The organism is Campylobacter sp. US42a, from assembly GCF_004379055.1.
Taxonomy (GTDB): Bacteria; Campylobacterota; Campylobacteria; order Campylobacterales; family Campylobacteraceae; genus Campylobacter_D; species Campylobacter_D jejuni.
Map to the genome: position 1 here is coordinate 164,301 of NZ_RYYK01000001.1, position 18,118 is coordinate 182,418.

Annotated in this window: 18 protein-coding genes, 1 tRNA gene and 1 pseudogene; 8 read left to right on the forward strand and 12 right to left on the reverse strand. The window is 29.5% G+C overall.

What is annotated here, in order from left to right; genetic code table 11:
- Positions 1 to 87: 87 nt before the first annotated feature.
- Positions 88 to 690, forward strand: a complete 603-nt coding sequence (locus ELQ10_RS00800) for a hypothetical protein (protein WP_133401498.1) — start codon at positions 88 to 90, stop codon at positions 688 to 690.
- Here ELQ10_RS00800 and pdxA read toward each other — a convergent pair.
- Positions 680 to 1,774, reverse strand: coding sequence for a 4-hydroxythreonine-4-phosphate dehydrogenase (gene pdxA, locus ELQ10_RS00805; protein ID WP_133401497.1), 1,095 nt, complete (start codon positions 1,772 to 1,774; stop codon positions 680 to 682). The genes ELQ10_RS00800 and pdxA overlap by 11 nt on opposite strands.
- Complete coding sequence (locus ELQ10_RS00810) at positions 1,771 to 2,544, reverse strand: pyridoxine 5'-phosphate synthase (RefSeq protein WP_133401496.1); 774 nt, start codon at positions 2,542 to 2,544, stop codon at positions 1,771 to 1,773. Before ELQ10_RS00810 ends, pdxA begins: the two co-directional genes overlap by 4 nt.
- Positions 2,545 to 2,599: 55 nt before the next feature.
- Between ELQ10_RS00810 and ELQ10_RS00815 the strand changes: the two genes are divergently transcribed.
- Positions 2,600 to 3,574: a Ppx/GppA family phosphatase gene (locus ELQ10_RS00815; RefSeq protein WP_133401495.1), complete on the forward strand. Its 975-nt coding sequence runs from the start codon at positions 2,600 to 2,602 to the stop codon at positions 3,572 to 3,574.
- On the opposite strand, the gene ELQ10_RS00820 is transcribed toward ELQ10_RS00815, so the two are convergent.
- The 8 genes from ELQ10_RS00820 to ELQ10_RS00855 are packed head-to-tail and all read right to left on the reverse strand — an operon-like array spanning position 3,571 to position 11,260.
- Positions 3,571 to 4,521, reverse strand: coding sequence for an SAM-dependent methyltransferase (locus ELQ10_RS00820; protein ID WP_133401494.1), 951 nt, complete (start codon positions 4,519 to 4,521; stop codon positions 3,571 to 3,573). The genes ELQ10_RS00815 and ELQ10_RS00820 overlap by 4 nt on opposite strands.
- Positions 4,518 to 5,339: a M23 family metallopeptidase gene (locus ELQ10_RS00825; protein ID WP_133401493.1), complete on the reverse strand. Its 822-nt coding sequence runs from the start codon at positions 5,337 to 5,339 to the stop codon at positions 4,518 to 4,520. Before ELQ10_RS00825 ends, ELQ10_RS00820 begins: the two co-directional genes overlap by 4 nt.
- The gene (gene glyS, locus ELQ10_RS00830; protein WP_134250049.1) at positions 5,336 to 7,330 is read right to left on the reverse strand and encodes a glycine--tRNA ligase subunit beta; all 1,995 of its coding nucleotides are present in this window, start codon (positions 7,328 to 7,330) and stop codon (positions 5,336 to 5,338) included. Before glyS ends, ELQ10_RS00825 begins: the two co-directional genes overlap by 4 nt.
- A gap of 55 nt (positions 7,331 to 7,385) precedes the next feature.
- Positions 7,386 to 8,006 (reverse strand): HAD family hydrolase, encoded by a 621-nt coding sequence (locus tag ELQ10_RS00835; protein ID WP_134250050.1) that lies wholly within the window; start codon positions 8,004 to 8,006, stop codon positions 7,386 to 7,388.
- Positions 8,003 to 8,335, reverse strand: coding sequence for a hypothetical protein (locus tag ELQ10_RS00840; protein ID WP_002924166.1), 333 nt, complete (start codon positions 8,333 to 8,335; stop codon positions 8,003 to 8,005). The genes ELQ10_RS00835 and ELQ10_RS00840 overlap by 4 nt, the downstream gene beginning before the upstream one ends.
- Before the next feature lie 9 nt (positions 8,336 to 8,344).
- Positions 8,345 to 9,970, reverse strand: coding sequence for a cation:proton antiporter (locus ELQ10_RS00845; protein WP_002859297.1), 1,626 nt, complete (start codon positions 9,968 to 9,970; stop codon positions 8,345 to 8,347).
- A 6-nt stretch (positions 9,971 to 9,976) separates the two neighbouring features.
- Positions 9,977 to 10,351 carry a heat shock transcriptional regulator HspR gene (gene hspR / locus ELQ10_RS00850; RefSeq protein ID WP_002861924.1) on the reverse strand — a complete coding sequence of 125 codons (375 nt, stop codon included), beginning with the start codon at positions 10,349 to 10,351 and terminating at the stop codon, positions 9,977 to 9,979.
- Positions 10,352 to 10,366: 15 nt separating this feature from the next.
- Positions 10,367 to 11,260, reverse strand: a complete 894-nt coding sequence (locus tag ELQ10_RS00855; protein WP_002859296.1) for a DnaJ family protein — start codon at positions 11,258 to 11,260, stop codon at positions 10,367 to 10,369.
- A gap of 199 nt (positions 11,261 to 11,459) precedes the next feature.
- On the opposite strand from ELQ10_RS00855, the gene htrA reads away from it, so the two are divergent.
- From htrA to ELQ10_RS00875, 4 genes are all read left to right on the forward strand, one after another.
- Positions 11,460 to 12,878 carry a serine protease HtrA gene (htrA, locus tag ELQ10_RS00860; RefSeq protein WP_134250051.1) on the forward strand — a complete coding sequence of 473 codons (1,419 nt, stop codon included), beginning with the start codon at positions 11,460 to 11,462 and terminating at the stop codon, positions 12,876 to 12,878.
- A gap of 75 nt (positions 12,879 to 12,953) precedes the next feature.
- Entirely contained in the window at positions 12,954 to 13,628 is a 675-nt protein-coding gene (locus ELQ10_RS00865) for a response regulator transcription factor (RefSeq protein ID WP_002777451.1), read from the forward strand.
- On the forward strand, positions 13,625 to 14,872 hold the full coding sequence (locus ELQ10_RS00870) for an ArsS family sensor histidine kinase (protein WP_133401490.1): 1,248 nt from the start codon (positions 13,625 to 13,627) through the stop codon (positions 14,870 to 14,872). Before ELQ10_RS00865 ends, ELQ10_RS00870 begins: the two co-directional genes overlap by 4 nt.
- Before the next feature lie 92 nt (positions 14,873 to 14,964).
- Positions 14,965 to 15,039 (forward strand) — tRNA-Asn (locus ELQ10_RS00875).
- A gap of 222 nt (positions 15,040 to 15,261) precedes the next feature.
- Here the strand turns inward: ELQ10_RS00875 and ELQ10_RS08610 are convergent.
- Positions 15,262 to 15,501: pseudogene (locus ELQ10_RS08610) on the reverse strand (ribbon-helix-helix domain-containing protein); the annotation flags it as partial.
- A gap of 10 nt (positions 15,502 to 15,511) precedes the next feature.
- Positions 15,512 to 16,111: a bacteriohemerythrin gene (locus ELQ10_RS00885; RefSeq protein WP_133401489.1), complete on the reverse strand. Its 600-nt coding sequence runs from the start codon at positions 16,109 to 16,111 to the stop codon at positions 15,512 to 15,514.
- 147 nt (positions 16,112 to 16,258) lie between these two features.
- Here ELQ10_RS00885 and dccR point away from each other — a divergent pair, with 147 nt between their 5' ends.
- Both dccR and dccS read left to right on the forward strand, forming a co-directional pair.
- Positions 16,259 to 16,924 carry a two-component system response regulator DccR gene (gene dccR / locus ELQ10_RS00890; RefSeq protein ID WP_002853205.1) on the forward strand — a complete coding sequence of 222 codons (666 nt, stop codon included), beginning with the start codon at positions 16,259 to 16,261 and terminating at the stop codon, positions 16,922 to 16,924.
- The gene (dccS, locus tag ELQ10_RS00895) at positions 16,917 to 18,107 is read left to right on the forward strand and encodes a two-component system sensor histidine kinase DccS (protein ID WP_133401488.1); all 1,191 of its coding nucleotides are present in this window, start codon (positions 16,917 to 16,919) and stop codon (positions 18,105 to 18,107) included. Before dccR ends, dccS begins: the two co-directional genes overlap by 8 nt.
- Positions 18,108 to 18,118 lie beyond the last annotated feature (11 nt).

The following is an 18,118-nucleotide window of genomic DNA, read 5'->3' on the forward strand; positions in this document are numbered from 1 at the left end:
CGCATTATAATAAAATAAAGGCTTAATTTCCTTAAAAAATTCAAAATATTTTTGTTAAAATAAAATAAAAATTTTAAAGGAGTAAAAATGAAAAAAATTATTTTATTGCTCGGTTTAAGTTTGGTGAGTTTAGGGGCTTTGAGTTTTGATGAGCTTATTTACAAAGATGAAGTAAAACCTAGTTTTGATTGTTCTAAGGTGAAAGATGATGGCAAAAGTGATGATGAGCTTATGATATGCAATGAAATTGGCGTGCGTAATGAATTTGATAATAAAAAACTTGCTTTAGTAGATAACATTTATAGTAGTTTGTATCAAAATATTTCAAAAAAAGCAGACGAAAAGATGAAAAAAGATTTTAAAGCTATTTCAAAAAAGATGATTAAAGAAAGAAAAATTTGTATAAAAAATATGCAAAATACAAAAGCAGGGGAAAATCCTATTTTACCTTTACTCAATGCAAGTGATTGCATGCAAGAAGCTTATGCTAAAGCTTTATTAGAGCTTACGCAAAGAGCAAAAAAAGATACAAAAACTAAAGAAGCTTTAGGGCAAATTTTTAAAAATAAAGTTGATAAATATGAAAATTTACTCACTCAAAGTTTAAATACCAATAAAGATTTGCAAGATTTTATAGACAGCTTAGCTAAAGAAGATTTGATTGATTCTAGGGCTAAATTTAAGCTTTAGGACTTAAATTGATTGCAAATTTAGCTGCTTCAAAATAACTTTTAGTGTTGATTTTAGCATTTTTATAGGCCTTATCAAAGGCCGTGCCATGATCAACACTAACGCGTATGATAGGTAAATTTAAACTCACATTGATGCTTTTATCAAAATACAAGGCCTTTAAAGGAGCAAGGGCAAGATCGTGATACATAGCCACTAAACGATTGCAGTTTTTTAAACCAGCCTTGGTAAAAGCTGTATCAGCTACTAAAGGATAGGGTAGATAAACGCCCTTGCCTTTAAAATTTAAAAGCAATTCTTTTTGTAAATTTTCATCTTTTAAGGCTTTTTTGAAAAATTTTTCATCTTTTTTAGAGTGTAAAAAGGCATTGACAAAGGCTATAGCTTTTTCCATGATTTTTTCTTCTTCTCCACCTATAACTCCATAATCTCCAGCGTGAGGATTAAACCCCAAAAGTCCCATTTTTTTAAAATGCGTTTCTTTGTAAAAATCTTTTAAAAAGATACTTAAATTTCTAAAAGTGATTTTTTTACTCACCTTAGCTAAAGGTATATGTTCGCTAAAAAGCCCTACAAAAAGTTCTTTGCAACCTAACATCATAATGGCATTTTTTTTAAAAAAATCCCTTAAAGCATCGGTGTGTCCTTTGTATTTAAGTCCTACATCTTCCCAAGCTTTTTTGTGTATAGGCAGAGTAAGCAAGGCATGGGCGTGTTTTTCATAGACAAAATAACTTGCCGCCTTAAAGCTTAAAAAACTATAAAGTCCACTTTTTGCATCTATTTCTCCGGCTTGGATTTCAAAATTTTCATCCACTTTAAAGCCTAAAGGAAGGCAAAAAGAGTAAATTTCAAGAGAATTTTCTTTTTTTATAAAATTAAACTCATAGTCTTTGTCATCTTTAAAAGCTACAATTTTTGCATTAAAAAGTTTTAAATTTAAAAGTTTTGAAGCTTTATCAAGCAAGTTTTCGTGGATAAAATAAAAAGGTGTGCAGATTTTGCTTAGTTCTTCATGAGAACGCACTAAAATTTCAAGTCCTATGCCGTTTATATCGCCTATGCTAATGGCTAGTTTTTTCATCTTTTAATAAGTTCTTTCATTTCTAAAATAGCGTTTTGAAGTCCTGTAAATACAGATCTTGCTACAATGCTTTGTCCTATATTTAGCTCACAAATTTCTTTAATTTTTACTATGGATTTTACATTTTTGTAATTTAAACCATGTCCCGCAGCCACTTTTAAACCAAGTTCTACGCCTTTTTTGGCACAGAGTTTTAAATTTTGTAATTCTTTTTCAAATTGAGTTTGCAGGGTTTTTTTATCTTGATCAAGTTTTTTTAAAGCAAAAGCAGTATGAGAGATATTGCTAAAAAGTGCATTGTGTAAATTTGCATAATGTCCTGTATGAAGCTCTATGAATTGGGCTTTTAAATTTTTTGATTTTTCTATATCTTCTAAACCAGGATTGATAAAAAGTGAAACTTCAATGTTTGCATTTTGAAGTTTTTCTATGCTTTGTTTTAATTTAGCATGATTTAAACAAAGTCCCCCTTCTGTAGTAAGCTCTTCTCTTTTTTCAGGCACTAAAGTAACACGGTGGGGTTTGAGTTTAAGAGCTAAATTTAAAATTTCATCATTTAAAGCACATTCTAAATTGATAGGGCTTTTGCAAAATTTTATGATATTTTCCAAGTCAAAATCCTGAGCATGACGGCGATCTTCTCTTACATGCAAAGTGATTTGATCTCCGTGTTTAGCTGCTATAAAAGCAGCCTCTAAAAGATCAGGATCATTTACCATTCTAGCTTGTCTTAACACTGCGATATGATCGATATTTACACCTAAAAGCATATTTTTCCTTTAGAACTTTTTTGCTATTATACTATAAAATCAAACAAGGAAAGTCATGTTAGGTATAGATCTTGGTTCGAATACTTTAAGAGCAGTACAAATGGATGAAAAATTAAATAAATTAAAAGAATATGAATTTGTTATTGGGGCAGCGAAAAATCTAAATCAAAGTGGAGAAATTTCTAAAGAAGCCATACAAAGATTAAAAAATGCTTTGAGTATTTTAGCTAAAGAGCAAGATTTAAGCAAAGCAAGAGCTGTAGCGACTGCAGCTTTTAGAAAGGCAAGTAATACAAATGAAATTTTTGCCCATTTAAAAGAAGAATTTGGGGTTGATTTTAAGCTTATAGATGCTAAAAGTGAAGCTAAGATCAGTGTTTTAGGTATGCAATCAGGTTTAAGAAGGCTTAAAATTTGGGGAGAGTTTGCGTATTGTGATTTAGGAGGGGCTTCTTGTGAGCTTTCTTTTGGAAAAAGTTTTAAAAGTTTTGATTTTGGTATTATTAGTTTTTATGAAAAAAATTGCCATTCTTATTATAAATCTTGTATTTCTTATAAAAAATTGATAAAAAAATATCCTAAATTTATCATCAATATTAAAGATAAAAAACTTAAAATTCATTTTTTAATTGCAAATCCCTATTTAAAGCATTTAGCTTTTATGGCTTTTGATGAGGTGGCTATGATTAAAAAGGAACTTCGTTCTTTAGGAGTTAAAACGGTGGTTTTAAATTCCGGAGTTCCTACTATGCTTAGTGCATTAAAACAAAATATAAGCTATGAAAAGTATGAAGCAACTAGAGTAAATGGTAAAAAACTTTGCTATAAGGATTTTTTAAATTATGCTATTAAACTTTTTCATATGGAAGAAAAAAAGGCCATAAAAGAAGTAGGCACGATGAGAAAAAATTATTTGAGTGCAGGTTGTTTATTGTTTTATGCTTTGTTTGATAAACATAAACTTCTAGTCATTGATGAGGGTTTAAGAGAGGGGGTTTGTTTAGCGAGTATGAAAAATATAAAATTTTAGTTTTTTTGAAATTCGAAAAAATGAAATTTTTCATCAAAATTAAAAAATAAAATTTTAGCTTGAGATAAAAAACTTTCGTAAGTTTTAATGTTTTTATTTTTTGTGTATTCTAATAAATCTTCAAAACCAAAATCCATGAAAGCAAGACTTTGTTTTTTAAAAGCTAAAGGCTTGAAATCGTATTCTTTGATGAGTTTTTGAAGATGAGTAAAATTAACATTATAGGTTAGATCGCTTTTGCCGAAAAAATCTTTCAAGGATATTTCAAAGGGGCTAAAAACTTCGTGCTTTTGATAGATTCTTAAGCTAAAATTTTGTGGATTCAAAGTTCCATAGTCAAATCCCGCAAATATAAATCTCTCGCAAGCTTGATCTAAATCTTTAAAAAAATTTTCAAGCTCTAAACTGAGTTCGCCTTTTGTAAGATTTAAAGCTTTGCATTTTGTGATCAAATTTTCATCCATATTTTTAAAAATAAGTTTAAAATTTTCTACAAATGCCAGTTTATCATGATCTATAAGTTCGCAGGTAAAACTATCAAAAAGTTCATTGCAAAAGAAAAAAGCGTTCTTAAAATGGCATTCTTTAAGACTATTTTTGTGAGTAAATTCCACTCCTTCTAAGGTCTTTTTCTGTAAATTTTTTAATTTTTCATGTGGTTCTATGATGAAAAAAGAAATTTGAGAAAAAATTTCAGGTCTTAATTCAAGCAAAGCGGCTAAAAAATCACGACTTAAATAGCCTTCATTAGCGCCTATTTCTACAAGTTCTAGTGGAGGTTTGAGAATTTTTTCATCTATTAAATTTAAAAAATGCTTGGCTAAAAGTGTGCCAAAAAGATTTCCTACGCTAACAGCAGTAAAAAAATCCCCATTTTTTCCTATACTTACAGCATTTTTATAATAGCTTTCATGTAGCCAAGCGTGGAAAAAGTCACTAAATTTCATTGAAAAATAGCATTAAATTTGGATACAAAATCCAAAGGATCAACTTGTTTGCCTCCAGCTAAAATTCCAAAATGCAAATGCGGCCCACTTACCCTACCACTAGCCCCGCTAAGTCCTATAAGTTCGCCTTTTTTTATCTTTTGTCCTACTTTAACATCGATTTTAGAAAGATGATAGTATTGTGAATAAATTCCAAAACCATGATCAATCACTACCGAATTTCCTGCGAAATAACGATCTTTTGCAATTTTTACTATGCCTGAGTTGGCTGCATAAATAGGCGTTCCTGTGGCGGCTCTAAAATCCGTTCCGCTATGATAACTTGCTACTTTTTCATTAAAAGTTCTTGCTTTGCCAAAATCACTTGTGATAAAAGAATTTAAAGGTATGTTAAAAGCACCATTAAATAAAGCTTTTGGAGTATAAGAACTATAAATCACATTGGCTTCTTTTAATTCTTTAGCGATGCGTTCTTGTACGGTTTTTGGTGGAAAAATCTTTTTGTTTTCAACTTGCAATTTTTCACTTTTATAATTACCTTCTAAAGTTTTTATGAAAATTTCTTCTTTTTTATCTTTATAAAATGCGATAAGTTTGGTGTTTTGCGGGGGATTTTTGTAAGGTAAGGAAAAAATAGCTAGAATTTTTTCTTGATTTTTAGGATGTGCAAAAGTGGGAATATTTTTATCATTATTTTTCAAAGATAAAAAATCTTTCTTATCTAGTTCCAAAAATAAAGCTTGACCTTTGATGAGTTCTAAATTTTGAGCTCCAAAAAGCCAAAGAGCAAGGCTTAAAAAAAGCCATAAGGCTTTCATAGGCTTAACTCTTTAAGATCGGCGATTTTTAAAAACTCCGCATAAATTTCATAAACCAAAGCTTGGCGATTATTTTTAAGTTTTTCATCTTCAGCATTAATCATCACTTGATTAAAAAACTCATCGATAAAAGGCTTGAGTGCAAAAAGATTTTCAAGTTTTTCTTGTAAAGAGTTGGCTTTAGTTTTTTCTTGAAAAGCTTTGTAAAGTTTGCTTTCTGCTTCTTGAACAAAAAGACTTTCATCAACTTTATGAGGATTTTTAGTGGCGATATTGGCCAGTCTTTTAAAGGTTGCAAAATTTTCATTAAAATTATCTTTTTTGCTAAGTTTTATAAGAGCATTTACGCTTTGATTGATATGGATAAGATCTGTATTTTGTGAGCTTAAAACCGCTTTTACAAAAGAAGCATTGACCGTATAAAAAGTATAAAGTCTTTCAAAAATAAAATCTTTTAAAATTTGCATATCAAAGCTTTTATAATGACTTGAAAGTTTTTCTAATAAAATTTGGATATCAAATTCTTTATTTAAATTTAGAGCGATTTTAATGATCCCATTGGCTGCTCTTCTTAAGGCATAAGGATCCTTTGTTCCGCTTGGAATTTTTCCTATGCTAAAAAGTCCTATAAGGGTATCAAGCTTGTTTGCAAGGGCTACTATGCTTGAAAATTCCGTGCTTGGAAGTGGAGCTTGTTCGGAATTAGGAAGATATTGTTCTTTGATGGCTAAGCAAATTTCATAATCTAAGCCCATTTTTTGCGCATAATAACTTCCCATAATGCCTTGCAAATCAGTAAATTCATAAACCATTTGTGTGGCTAAGTCTGCTTTGGCGTATTTTAGTGCCGTGCTGATATTTTCGATTTTATCATTATGAAGCATTTGACATAAAATTTCAGCAATTTTAATCTCTCTTAAACTTTTATCTTGCATTGTGCCTAAACCTTCAAGATAGGTCATTTTGGCAAGTTTTTCAGGTTTTAAACCATTTTGTAAATCATTTTGATAAAAAAACATTGCATCGCTAAGTCTTGCACGCAAAACTCTTTCATTTCCATGTATGATTTTTGAATAATCTTTACATACTGCATTGCTTACTACTATAAAATGATTACTTAAGCCTTTATCGTTAAAAACTGCAAAATAACGTTGATTTTCTCTCATTGAAGTGATGATTACTTCACTAGGAATTTCTAAAAATTCTTCTTCAAAGCTTCCTAAAAGTGCATTAGGGTATTCTGTGATAGCAACTACTTCAGCTAAAAGTTCTTCATCCTCTCCAATTTGTATATTTTTTTGACTTTCTATGAGTTTAAATTGCTCAAGTATTTTTTCTTTTCTTTTGATTGGATCAAGGATAATATAGTTTTTCTTTAGTAGTTCAAAATATTCTTTTGCATTGTTAAAATCTTGCAAATCATAACTTACACTTCTGTGAATGAAAGTTTTTTTAGCACTTTTTACCCCATAACTTTGAAAATTTACAAGTTCATCATTTAAAATGCAAGCTATAGAACGGATCGCACGGATGAATTCAAAAGAATTTGCACCCCAGCGCATACTTTTGCCAAAACTAAGACTTTTTAGAAATTTTTCTATCATTTCTCCTAAAATTTCTTGACTTTGTAAACCTTTAATAGCTTTTTGATGGTATAAAACTTCCTTGCCTTTGATTTCTTTAAAAGTGAGTTCATTTTCACTGATCCCTGCTTTTTGTAGGAAGCTTTGCCCCGCAGGAGTTAAAACCCCATCTTTATAGGCGACATTTTTAGGTGCTCCTATAAATTCAGCAAAGCTATCTTCTTGTTTTTCTGCAAAATTTTCATGAAAAAAAACTAAACGACGCGGAGTATAATAAAATTTAAAATCACTTACCAAGCGGTATTCTTCTAAAATATTTTTCCATTTTTTTTCTATATTAGCTAATTCTTTTAGCAAAGGAATAGCAGGTAATTCTTCTGTGCCAATTTCTATTAATAATTCACTCATAATTTACTCTTTTTAAAATTTATTTCTAATTTTAACTAAAATTTCATTAAAAAACTTATAAATACTTTTGCAAAAAGTCTTTAAGCTCACTAGCGTTGCTAAATTCATTTTCTTTTAAATCTTTTTGATACCATTTGGCATGAAAATAAGGCAAATTAGCATTTTTAGCACATTCTTTATCTTTTTGACTATCCCCTATAAAAACGCTTGTTTTATATGGAGCCTCGCTTTTTAAAAGCTCTAGCATCATAGGATGAGGTTTGGGTTCCATGCCTAAACTTACGCCTAAAATTTTATCAAAATAAGGAATGATTTGATGTTTTTTAAGTATGCTTGAAAGTGAGCTTTGCGGGGCGTTAGTAGCAATAGCTAAAAAACAATTTTTGCTTTTTAAAAATTCTAAAAGTTCTTTCACTCCTTCAAAAAGTACCACGCTTTGTTCATAGTGTTTGACAAAATATTTTTCATAGCCTTCTTTAAAACTAGAATGATGGAAATTTTCTATATTATAAAGTTCTTTTGCCCAGTCAATATTAGGAGTATTGATGGTTTGCATAATGATTTCTCTTGAAAGTGGAGCTAGGTTTAAATCCTGCCTTATTTCATTGACTGCACAAGAAATGGCGTTTGCACTATCGATTAAAGTTCCATCCATATCAAAAAATACATTAATCATTCATAATCCTTTAAATAATTTTTATGTTTTTCTTTTTTTTCACCTTGTTTTTTTTGTTTATCTAAGGCGTTAGCAAGATTTAAAAGCTCGTTTTTTTCTTTGGAAAAATCTAAACAAGCATTGACAAAAAATTCAAGATTTTTTGCATAGGTTGAGTTAAGATTTACCGTGGGATTTTTTTCAAAAAATTTAGCATTTTTTAGCATTCTTTCTTCAAATTTAGTCTTATCAAAATCTTCTTTTTTAAGTGCAGATATAGCGCCATTGAAAAATTTTTCAAGATTTCTTAGGTATTTTACGCGTAAGGCTTTTTCTTCATTTTTTGTCAAAATTCTTCCTTAGGTATTTTTATGAATGCGGCATTCTAGCGCTTCTTGAACTAAATTTCTAGCGATTACTTTTTCAGAGCGAATGATGCGTATATTTTCATCTATGCTTGAAAAAAGCATCTTTTTCAAAGTTCCATTTACATGAATGATGGTGTCTATAGGCTTTGGATAATTAGCTAGCACTTGACATAAAATTTCAAGTTTAGCTTCATTTGTAACTGTGATAATAGCTACGGCACATTCTTCTATATTGGCAATTTTTAAGGTTTCTTCTTGAGCAGCATTGGCAAAAACGACATTTTCACCCCGACTAACTCCAAGTTCTACTAAATTTAAATCACTTTCTAAAACAAGATAAGGTACGCCTGTGTTTTTGATTTTTTGTACGACTTCTTGTCCTAAGCGTCCATAGCCAAAAACAACAAGATGATTTTTAAGCTTGATATTGCTGTCAATATTTTGCACAGCGTTGGTATTAAGTGCTATATCTTCTACAACATTGGTAATTTTTCTTATATTGTTTAAAATAAAAGGTGTGATAATCATGGTTAAAATAGAAACAACAATTAAAATTTGTGAAGTTTTGATATCAAGCATATTTTTTGCTTGTAAAAGAGAAAAAATTGCTAGGGCAAATTCGCCAATTTGCGCTATGGCAAAAGCTGTTTTAAGCGCTACTCTTTTTTTGGTGTAAAGAAATAAAAAGCCAAAAACTATGCCAAATTTTAAAGCCATTACAAGAAGAGTTAAAACTATGATTAAAAACCAATTTTGCGCCACTACATCAAGTTGAATTTGCATGCCTACAGTTATGAAAAAAAGCCCTAAAAGCAAATCTCTAAATGGGATTAAGTCCGCTTCTATTTTGTGTTTATATTTTGTTTCTGCTATCAAAGCACCTGCTATAAAAGCACCCAAAGAATAAGAAAATCCAAAATAATTTGCTAAAAAACTTGCTCCAATAACCATAAATAAAACAGTACTAATAAAAATTTCCTGAGAAGAAGTGTGGATAATGAGTCTAAAAATTCTATCCACTAGATATTTACCTATGAAAAATAATAAAGTGATTAAAATAAGTGCTGAAATTAAAGTGGTAAAAAGGAGTTTTTCTATGTTTTGATTGTTGGATGAAAAAATATCTACAAGCAAAAGCAAAGGAATAACGGCTATATCTTGAAAAAGCAAAATTCCCAATGCTTTTCTGCCATATTGCTCATTTATATCGCCATTATCATTTAAAATTTTAAGCACCACTGCAGTTGAAGAAAGTGCTAGTGCAAAGCCTACTATGGTAGCGCTTTTATCTCCAAGTCCTAAAATTCCTATAGCAAGTAGCATAAAAACAAAGCCACAAGTAAGCATCTGCAAAGAGCCGTTTAAAAAAACTTCTTGTTTCATTGCCATTAAATGCTTAAAAGAAAATTCAAGCCCTATGGTAAACATTAAAAACACTATACCAAATTCGGCTATATGGGTGATTTCGCCTTTGCCACTTAAATGATAAATTTCAGAAATGATTTCTCCAGCAGCTATATATCCAATGATAGTTGGAATTTCAAATTTTTTAAATATGACATTTAAAACTATAGCTATAGCAACGGTGATTAAAAAAATTTCTAAAAAATTATCCATTATTTTTTATTTTTTCTCATAAAAAATCAAATCAAAGCTATTTTTATGCTTAACAACGGCTTTACTAGCCGCTTCTTTATCTTGTTGTTTGCTTAATTCTAAGCGTAGTTCATCAATTAAATTTTCAAATTCGTGAAGTTGGTTTTTCAATTTTAAGATAACATCTACTCCAGCAAGATTGATTCCCATGTCTCTTGTTAAACGCAATATAAGTTTAATACGGTCAATATCCCTTTGAGAATAAAGTCTTATTTTGCCATCGGTTCTACTTGGCTCTATCAATCCTTCTCTTTCGTATTGCCTTAAGGTTTGTGGATGTATGCTTAAAACTTTAGCCACAACACTGATTAAATATACAGGTTCATCATAATGGTGTTCCATATTTTATTCCTTTCTTTAAGGTAATTTTTCTTTTAAGAGTTCTATAAATTTTTCATCAAGAGTATCTAAATTTGGCAAAACAACATTTAAAATCAAATACATATCCCCATAAATATCACTTTTTCTATTTTGCACCCCATAACCTTTTAAACGAATTTTTTGGTTATTTTTTGAATTAGGCGTTATGTTAATTGTCGCTTCTTCCTTACCTTCTTTGAGTGTTTTTATATTTATTTTTCCACCAAAAAGTGCAGTTTTTAAAGAAATATCAACCTTTTGATATAAATCATCATCTTCTCTTGTGTAAATAGGACTTTCTTCTATTTTTACAATAATGATTAAATCGCCTCTAGCTCCATTTCTGCTTTGTTTTCCTTTAGAGCGAATTCTTAGTTTCTCGCCTTCTTTTATACCGTGTGGAATTTTAAATTTAATGGTTTCGCCTTGAAAATTAAAACTATGTTCCCCGCCTTTAACAGCTTTTTCGAAAGGAATGTGAAGCTCTAGATTGCTGTCTAAATTTTCTTCTTCAAAACCTCCAAATCCTCCAAAACCACTGCTAAAGCCTTTTGAAGAAAAGCCGTTAAAACCCCCTCTTGAGCGTCCACCAAAGCCTCCTCCAAAGAGATCTTTTAAAATATCGTCTAAATTTACCCCACCAGTATTTCTTGAAAAATCATGAAAACTTTGTCCACCAAACATAGAATCGCCGTATTGGTCATACTGAGCTCGTTTTTTTTCGTCGCTTAAAATTTCATAAGCAGCATTAATTTCTTTAAATTTTTCTTCTGCGCCTTTTTCTTTGTTGATATCAGGATGATATTTTCTAGCTAGGCGACGGTAAGCTTTTTTTATTTCATCTGCACTAGCATTTTTGCTAACTCCAAGAGTTTCGTATAAACTATTCATGTTATATTTCCTTAAAAATTTTTACTTGATTATATAAAGGATTAAATTATAACATAAACTTTAGCCTAAGTCAATCAAGTTTTATAAATTTTTATCACTCAAGGTTTTATTTACAATTTTGTAAATTTTCGGTTTTATACTATGAAGACAGTAAAATATTTTACGAGATAATTTATCTTTAAGAACAAAAGGAAATAAAATGAAAAAGATTTTTTTATCATTAAGTTTAGCAAGTGCTTTATTTGCTGCAAGTATTAATTTTAACGAATCGACTACAACGGCTAATCGTGTGAATCCTGCTGCCGGAAATGCAGTGCTTTCTTATCATGATTCTATTAAAGATGCAAAAAAATCAGTGGTTAATATTTCCACCTCAAAAACTATTACAAGAGCGAATCGTCCAAGTCCTTTGGATGATTTTTTTAATGATCCTTATTTTAAACAATTTTTTGATTTTGATTTTCCTCAAAGAAAAGGAAAAAATGATAAAGAAGTGGTGAGTTCTTTGGGATCAGGGGTGATTATTTCAAAAGATGGTTATATAGTAACAAATAATCACGTTGTAGATGATGCTGATACGATTACAGTGAATTTACCAGGAAGCGATACAGAATATAAAGCAAAACTTATAGGTAAAGATCCAAAAACAGATTTGGCTGTTATAAAAATAGAGGCTAATAATCTTTCAGCTATTACTTTTACAAATTCTGATGATTTAATGGAGGGAGATGTTGTTTTTGCACTTGGAAATCCTTTTGGAGTCGGTTTTAGTGTTACAAGTGGGATAATATCTGCTTTAAACAAAGACAATATAGGTTTAAATCAATATGAAAATTTTATACAAACAGATGCTTCTATCAATCCAGGAAATTCAGGTGGAGCTTTGGTGGATAGTCGTGGATATTTAGTAGGTATTAATTCAGCTATTCTTTCTCGTGGCGGTGGAAATAACGGCATAGGTTTTGCTATACCTTCAAATATGGTTAAAGATATAGCTAAAAAACTTATTGAAAAAGGCAAGATCGATAGAGGATTTTTAGGTGTGACTATTTCAGCTTTGCAAGGTGATACTAAAAAAGCTTACAAAAATCAAGAAGGAGCTTTAATTACTGATGTTCAAAAAGGTTCAAGTGCTGATGAAGCAGGGCTTAAGCGCGGAGATTTAGTTATTAAAGTTAATGATAAGATTATAAAAAGTCCTATTGATCTTAAAAATTATATAGGAACTTTAGAGATTGGTCAAAAAATTTCATTAAGTTACGAAAGAGATGGAGAAAATAAGCAAGCAAGTTTTACTCTTAAAGGTGAAAAAGAAAATCCTAAAGGCGTACAAAGTGATCTGATTGATGGTTTGAGTTTGAGAAATTTAGATCCAAGACTTAAGGATCGTTTGCAAATTTCAAAAGATGTTAATGGTGTTTTGGTTGATAGTGTTAAAGAAAAGAGCAAAGGAAAAAATTCTGGTTTCCAAGAGGGTGATATTATCATAGGTGTTGGACAAAGTGAAATTAAAAATTTAAAAGATTTAGAACAAGCTTTAAAACAAGTTAATAAAAAAGAATTTACCAAAGTTTGGGTATATCGCAATGGTTTTGCGACTTTGCTTGTGCTTAAATAAAAATAACGGAAGGATTTTCCTTTCGTTATAAATTTTAGTTTAAAATTAAAATTAAGTTTAAAATAAAGGAAAACTATGACAAATATTCTTATGATAGAAGATGATTTAGAATTAGCAGAAATTACAGCTGAATATTTGGAAAAATTTGATATGAAAGTTGATATAGCTCATGAGCCTTATATAGGCCTTTCTAAGCTCGCATTAAAAGAGTATCAGCTTATCATTTTAGACCTTTCTTTGCCAGGACTTGATGGGCTTGAAGTGTGTGAAGAGATTCGTAAAAAGTATGATACGCCTATTATTATTTCAAGTGCAAGACATGATATTACAGATAAGGTTAATGCTTTAGAGCTTGGAGCAGATGATTACCTACCAAAACCTTATAATCCAAAAGAATTACAAGCACGTATTAAAAGTCATTTAAGACGTATTTCAAATACAAAAAGTGCCATAGCAAAAAGTGTAAAAGATCTTGTTTATGATCAATATAAGCATATTATTACCATGAAAGGACAAGAGCTTACTTTAACTAATGCTGAATTTGATATTTTAAGCTATTTGATTAAAAAAGAGGGTGGAGTGGTAAGTCGTGAAGAGCTTGTTTATAATTGTTCTTCTATTAGTGAGGATTCTAGTAATAAAAGTATAGACGTTATTATCAGTAGAATTCGTCAAAAGATGGGAGATGATCCAAAAACTCCAAAATATATTCACTCTATACGTGGAATAGGTTATAAGCTTACTCAATGAATAAATCTTCGATTTTTTATACTATAACTTTTATTTTTATTTTTGCTGGGGTTAGTGTTATACTTGGCTTTTTGTGGCTTATAGAATACGATCAGCAAAATTATACTAGAGAATTAAATACAAAATATTCTTTGATAGCTAATGCAAGGCTCTTAAATTTTGCAGGAGTTATCAGTGAAAAAGAATTTGAAGAGCAGACAAAAAATTATAATAAAATGGATGAGATAACAGAAGCAAAGCAGATCCGTAAAATTCTTTTTAGTGGTGATGTTTTAGCTAGGGTTGAGGTTAATAATGGCTTGATCGAGATTATTTCTTATAATAGACAGGTGTATTTAAATATTATTTATGATGGAAAGGTTTATCTTTATAAGGATCAAGATTATCAAACCTATAGGTATTTTATTATCAAAGCTATAGCTGTAGCTGTGATTTGTATTCTTGTATTGCTTTATATTTATATATTTAAAAAATTAAAACCACTTAAAAGACTTAAAAAACAAATTGATAAATTTGCCCAAGGAAAGCTTAACGATATAGAAGATGTAAGCACTGGGGTGGATGAAATTTCACAAGTAAGTGAAGCTTTTTATCAAGCCATTGTTCAAATTCGAAAGCTAAACCAATCTCGTCAGTTTTTTTTAAGAAATATTATGCATGAACTCAAAACTCCTATTACTAAGGGGCTTTTAACTTTAGAAATGATAGAAGATAATAAATATAAAGAGCGCTTAAATGGGGTTTTTACTAGACTTGAAATTTTAATTAATGAATTTGCTGCTATTGAGCAAATTACTTCAGGGGCTGCTTTTATAAATAGAAAAAAATACAATATTTTAGATGTTTTAGATGAAGCCAAAGAAATTGCAATGCGAGATGATAGCAATATACGTATTTTTATGGAAGAAAGTTTTTTTGTAAATGTGGATTTTAAACTTTTTACTACGGCGATTAAAAATATGATAGATAATGGTATTAAACATTCTGAAGATGGGTTTGTGCAAATTGATATTATAGATGATTATATTTGTTTTAAAAATCGTGGTCCTGAGCTTAATAATACTTTAGAATACTATACTCAAGCTTTTACTCAAGGATCAAAACAAAAATCAAGTTTTGGATTAGGGCTTTATATTGTAAATACTATTTTAGAAACACATGGAATGAAGCTCGATTATTTATATGAAGATGGGGTAAATTTATTTTATTTTAGAAATTTAAAAAGTGTTATTGTTAAGGAGTAAATTAATTTTTTTACATAAAAAATGTATTTTTGTGTAAAAACCCTTGACAAAGTTTTTTAATTTCACTATAATCACATTTTACTTTTAAATATTCCGGATTAGCTCAGCGGTAGAGTAGTCGGCTGTTAACCGATTGGTCGTAGGTTCGAATCCTACATCCGGAGCCACTTTTTTAACTCCATTTTTAATATTTATAAATGTATTTTAATATAAAAAATTAATAAGTCTTTATCACAAAAAAATTGTGATAAAGTTTTTTATTTTGTTTGTTTAAGATTTTTGACAATTTTATCTATTTTTTTACTTGCCTTTTGATAATCCCCATCTTTAAGTTCTTCTAAAGCTTCAATAGCAAAATCAAAATCACCAAGTTCGTTATCGTTAGAATCTTCTTGGAGATTTTTGACAATTTTATCTATTTTTTTACTTGCCTTTTGATAATCCCCATCTTTAAGTTCTTCTAAGGCATTAACAGCAAAAGAAAAATCTTCAACTTCATTAAGATAAGCCTCTATGGCTTCTTTTACTATGGCTGATTTTGGTTTAGAAAGATTTTTACTTAAATTATCCAAACGCTCCTTAAGCTCTAAAGGCATTCTAAAAGAATAAGTTTTTACATTGCGTTTCATTTTATCCTCCTTAAGAATGTTTTTTGTAAAATTTTATAGCTTGTTTACAAGTTTTACAAGTAAATTTATGACCTTGTAATTCTATTTTTTGATGAATGCTATAAGGAACATCGTGAATTTTACCAGGACAATTACAGGTATAAAGATAAAATTGTGGATGCTCATTATCTTCATCTTCTGCTGCTTCAAAGCTAACATCGCCACCATCATCTGTAGACAAAGAAGAACTTCTCCATTTTTCAACTTTCATGTCTTCATATAGTATGTGTTCTAAAAGCCACTTTTTAGCCACTATATAAAGTTTTTCTTTAAGATCATTGGTTGATTTGATATCTTTGATCAAGTTAATCATGGTTTGGATGATTTCTTTATGTATTTTTCGATGTTCTTCTAAATTTGGATAGCCTATTAGCTGCATGTATTTTTCTTCATCATTAAAGTGATCTTTCATATAATTAAAAAATTCAGCCAAAAGTTCTTTGACTTCATTTTTACTTACAGATCTATCTGATACAACTTCAACTTTTGCAGCAAGTTCAAAAAGCTTTTTATGCTGCTCATCAATTTTAGCATTGTGCACACTATAGCTGTTATCCCATCTTGGAAGCATTTTAACTCCTTAAGGAAAAATTTATTTGTATAAAAGGATTATAGATAAAAATAAATTAAATAAAAATGAAATTTTATTAAATAATTGATAAGAATTTTGATACAATGATATATATTTAAGAGATTTGAAGTTAGAAAGATTTAAATTATGGCTGCTAAAATTTTACTTTTAGAAGATGATTTGAGCTTGAGTGAGATCATTGAAGAGTTTTTAAACGATGAAGGATATGAAGTATTTTTATGCGATAATGCACAAGAAGCTTTAGATATGGCTTATGAAAGATATTTTGATCTTTGGATTTTAGATGTAAAAGTTCCTTTAGGAGATGGATTTTCATTACTTAAAGAATTAAGAAAAAGCGGAAAGCAAACTCCAGCAATTTTCATGACTTCTTTAAACACAACAAACGATTTAAAACAAGGCTTTGACGCAGGTTGTGATGATTATATAAAAAAACCTTTTGAACTTGCCGAGTTATCTATCAGGGTTAAAGCTTTGCTTAAAAGAGCTTTTTCACATAAAAATGAAGATTTTGAAGATTTAGGAGATGGATTTAGATTTGAATTTACTACACAAATTCTTTACCATAATAATAAAGCCTTGACTTTACCGAGTAAAGAAATTAAGCTTTTGTCTTTATTACTTAAAAATAAAAACAACTTTTTAAGCACAGAGAGAATTTTTGAAGAACTCTGGGATTATGATGAGGAGCCTAGTGAGCTAAGTTTAAGAGCTTATGTAAAAAATTTACGTAAAATTTTAGGAAAAGAAAAAATTATAAATCAAAGAGGCAGGGGATATTGCTATGGCTAAAAAAGTCATTAGGCAAATTTTATTAATCTACTTAACAACTACAGGTATTTTTTTAACTATTTTTTTTGCATTATGGTATCAAAAATTATATGAAGAATTAGTTGTTTTAAAGGGTGCCACTTTGAGAGAAAATCATAGAAATATTGTTATAAGCATCTTAAATTCTCGTTTTACCCCTATAGATATAAGTGCAAAAAATATTGCTCAAAGCACAGCGCTAAAATTTGCTATATTTGATGCTAAAAAGATTGTTTTTAGTAATATAGATTTTGATTTAAGAAAAGCAAAGATAGAGCTTAAAGGTAGAGGTATTTGTGATAATAAGGTTTTTTTCCTTGCTCCTATGAGTGCAGATCATTATTTTTTAAGACATGCTAGCAATGAAGAAGTAAATACTAACGATGGTTTGCAAATTTTAATACAGGGTGAAGATGTTGGCAAAGATCTTTTTTGGATTAGAACGAAAGTTTTTGGTTTTGCTATTATGGCTTTTTGCATATTGGGTTTAATATCTTATATTTTAGTAAAAATTGCTCTAAAGCCTTTAGAGGATAAAATCGGCACACTAAATCGTTTTATTAAAGATTCAACCCATGAACTCAATACCCCATTAAGTGTTATTTTGATGAGTATAGAACAACTTGAGCATCAAAATTTAGGAGATAATGCTAAATTTACAAGGATTAAGCTTGCTGCAAAAAGTTTGTCTCAAGTGTATTCTGATCTTGTTTTTTATAATTTCCCTAATACTTTAGAAACAGAAAAACAAAAATTTGATTTAAGAATACTACTTGAAGAAAGATTAGAATATTTTAAAGTATTTTTTGAGCAAAAAAAAATTACACTAAAGCTTGATTTAAATCAAGCAAATATTTTTGCTCCTAAAAGTCAAATTTCTAAATTGATTGATAATCTTATAAGCAATGCTATTAAATACAATAAAAAAGGTGGAGTAATTTCTATAATTTTAAAAGCCAATTTTTTAAGTATCGCGGATACAGGTTGTGGAATTTCAAAGTCAAATTTAAATCATATTTTTGATAGGTATACAAGATTTAATACCGATCAAGGAGGATTTGGTATAGGGCTTTCTTTGGTAAAAAAAGTTTGTGATGATAATGATATTAAGATTATTTGCGAATCTGTAGAAAATCAAGGGAGTGTTTTTAAATTAAATTGGTAATCAGCAAGGAA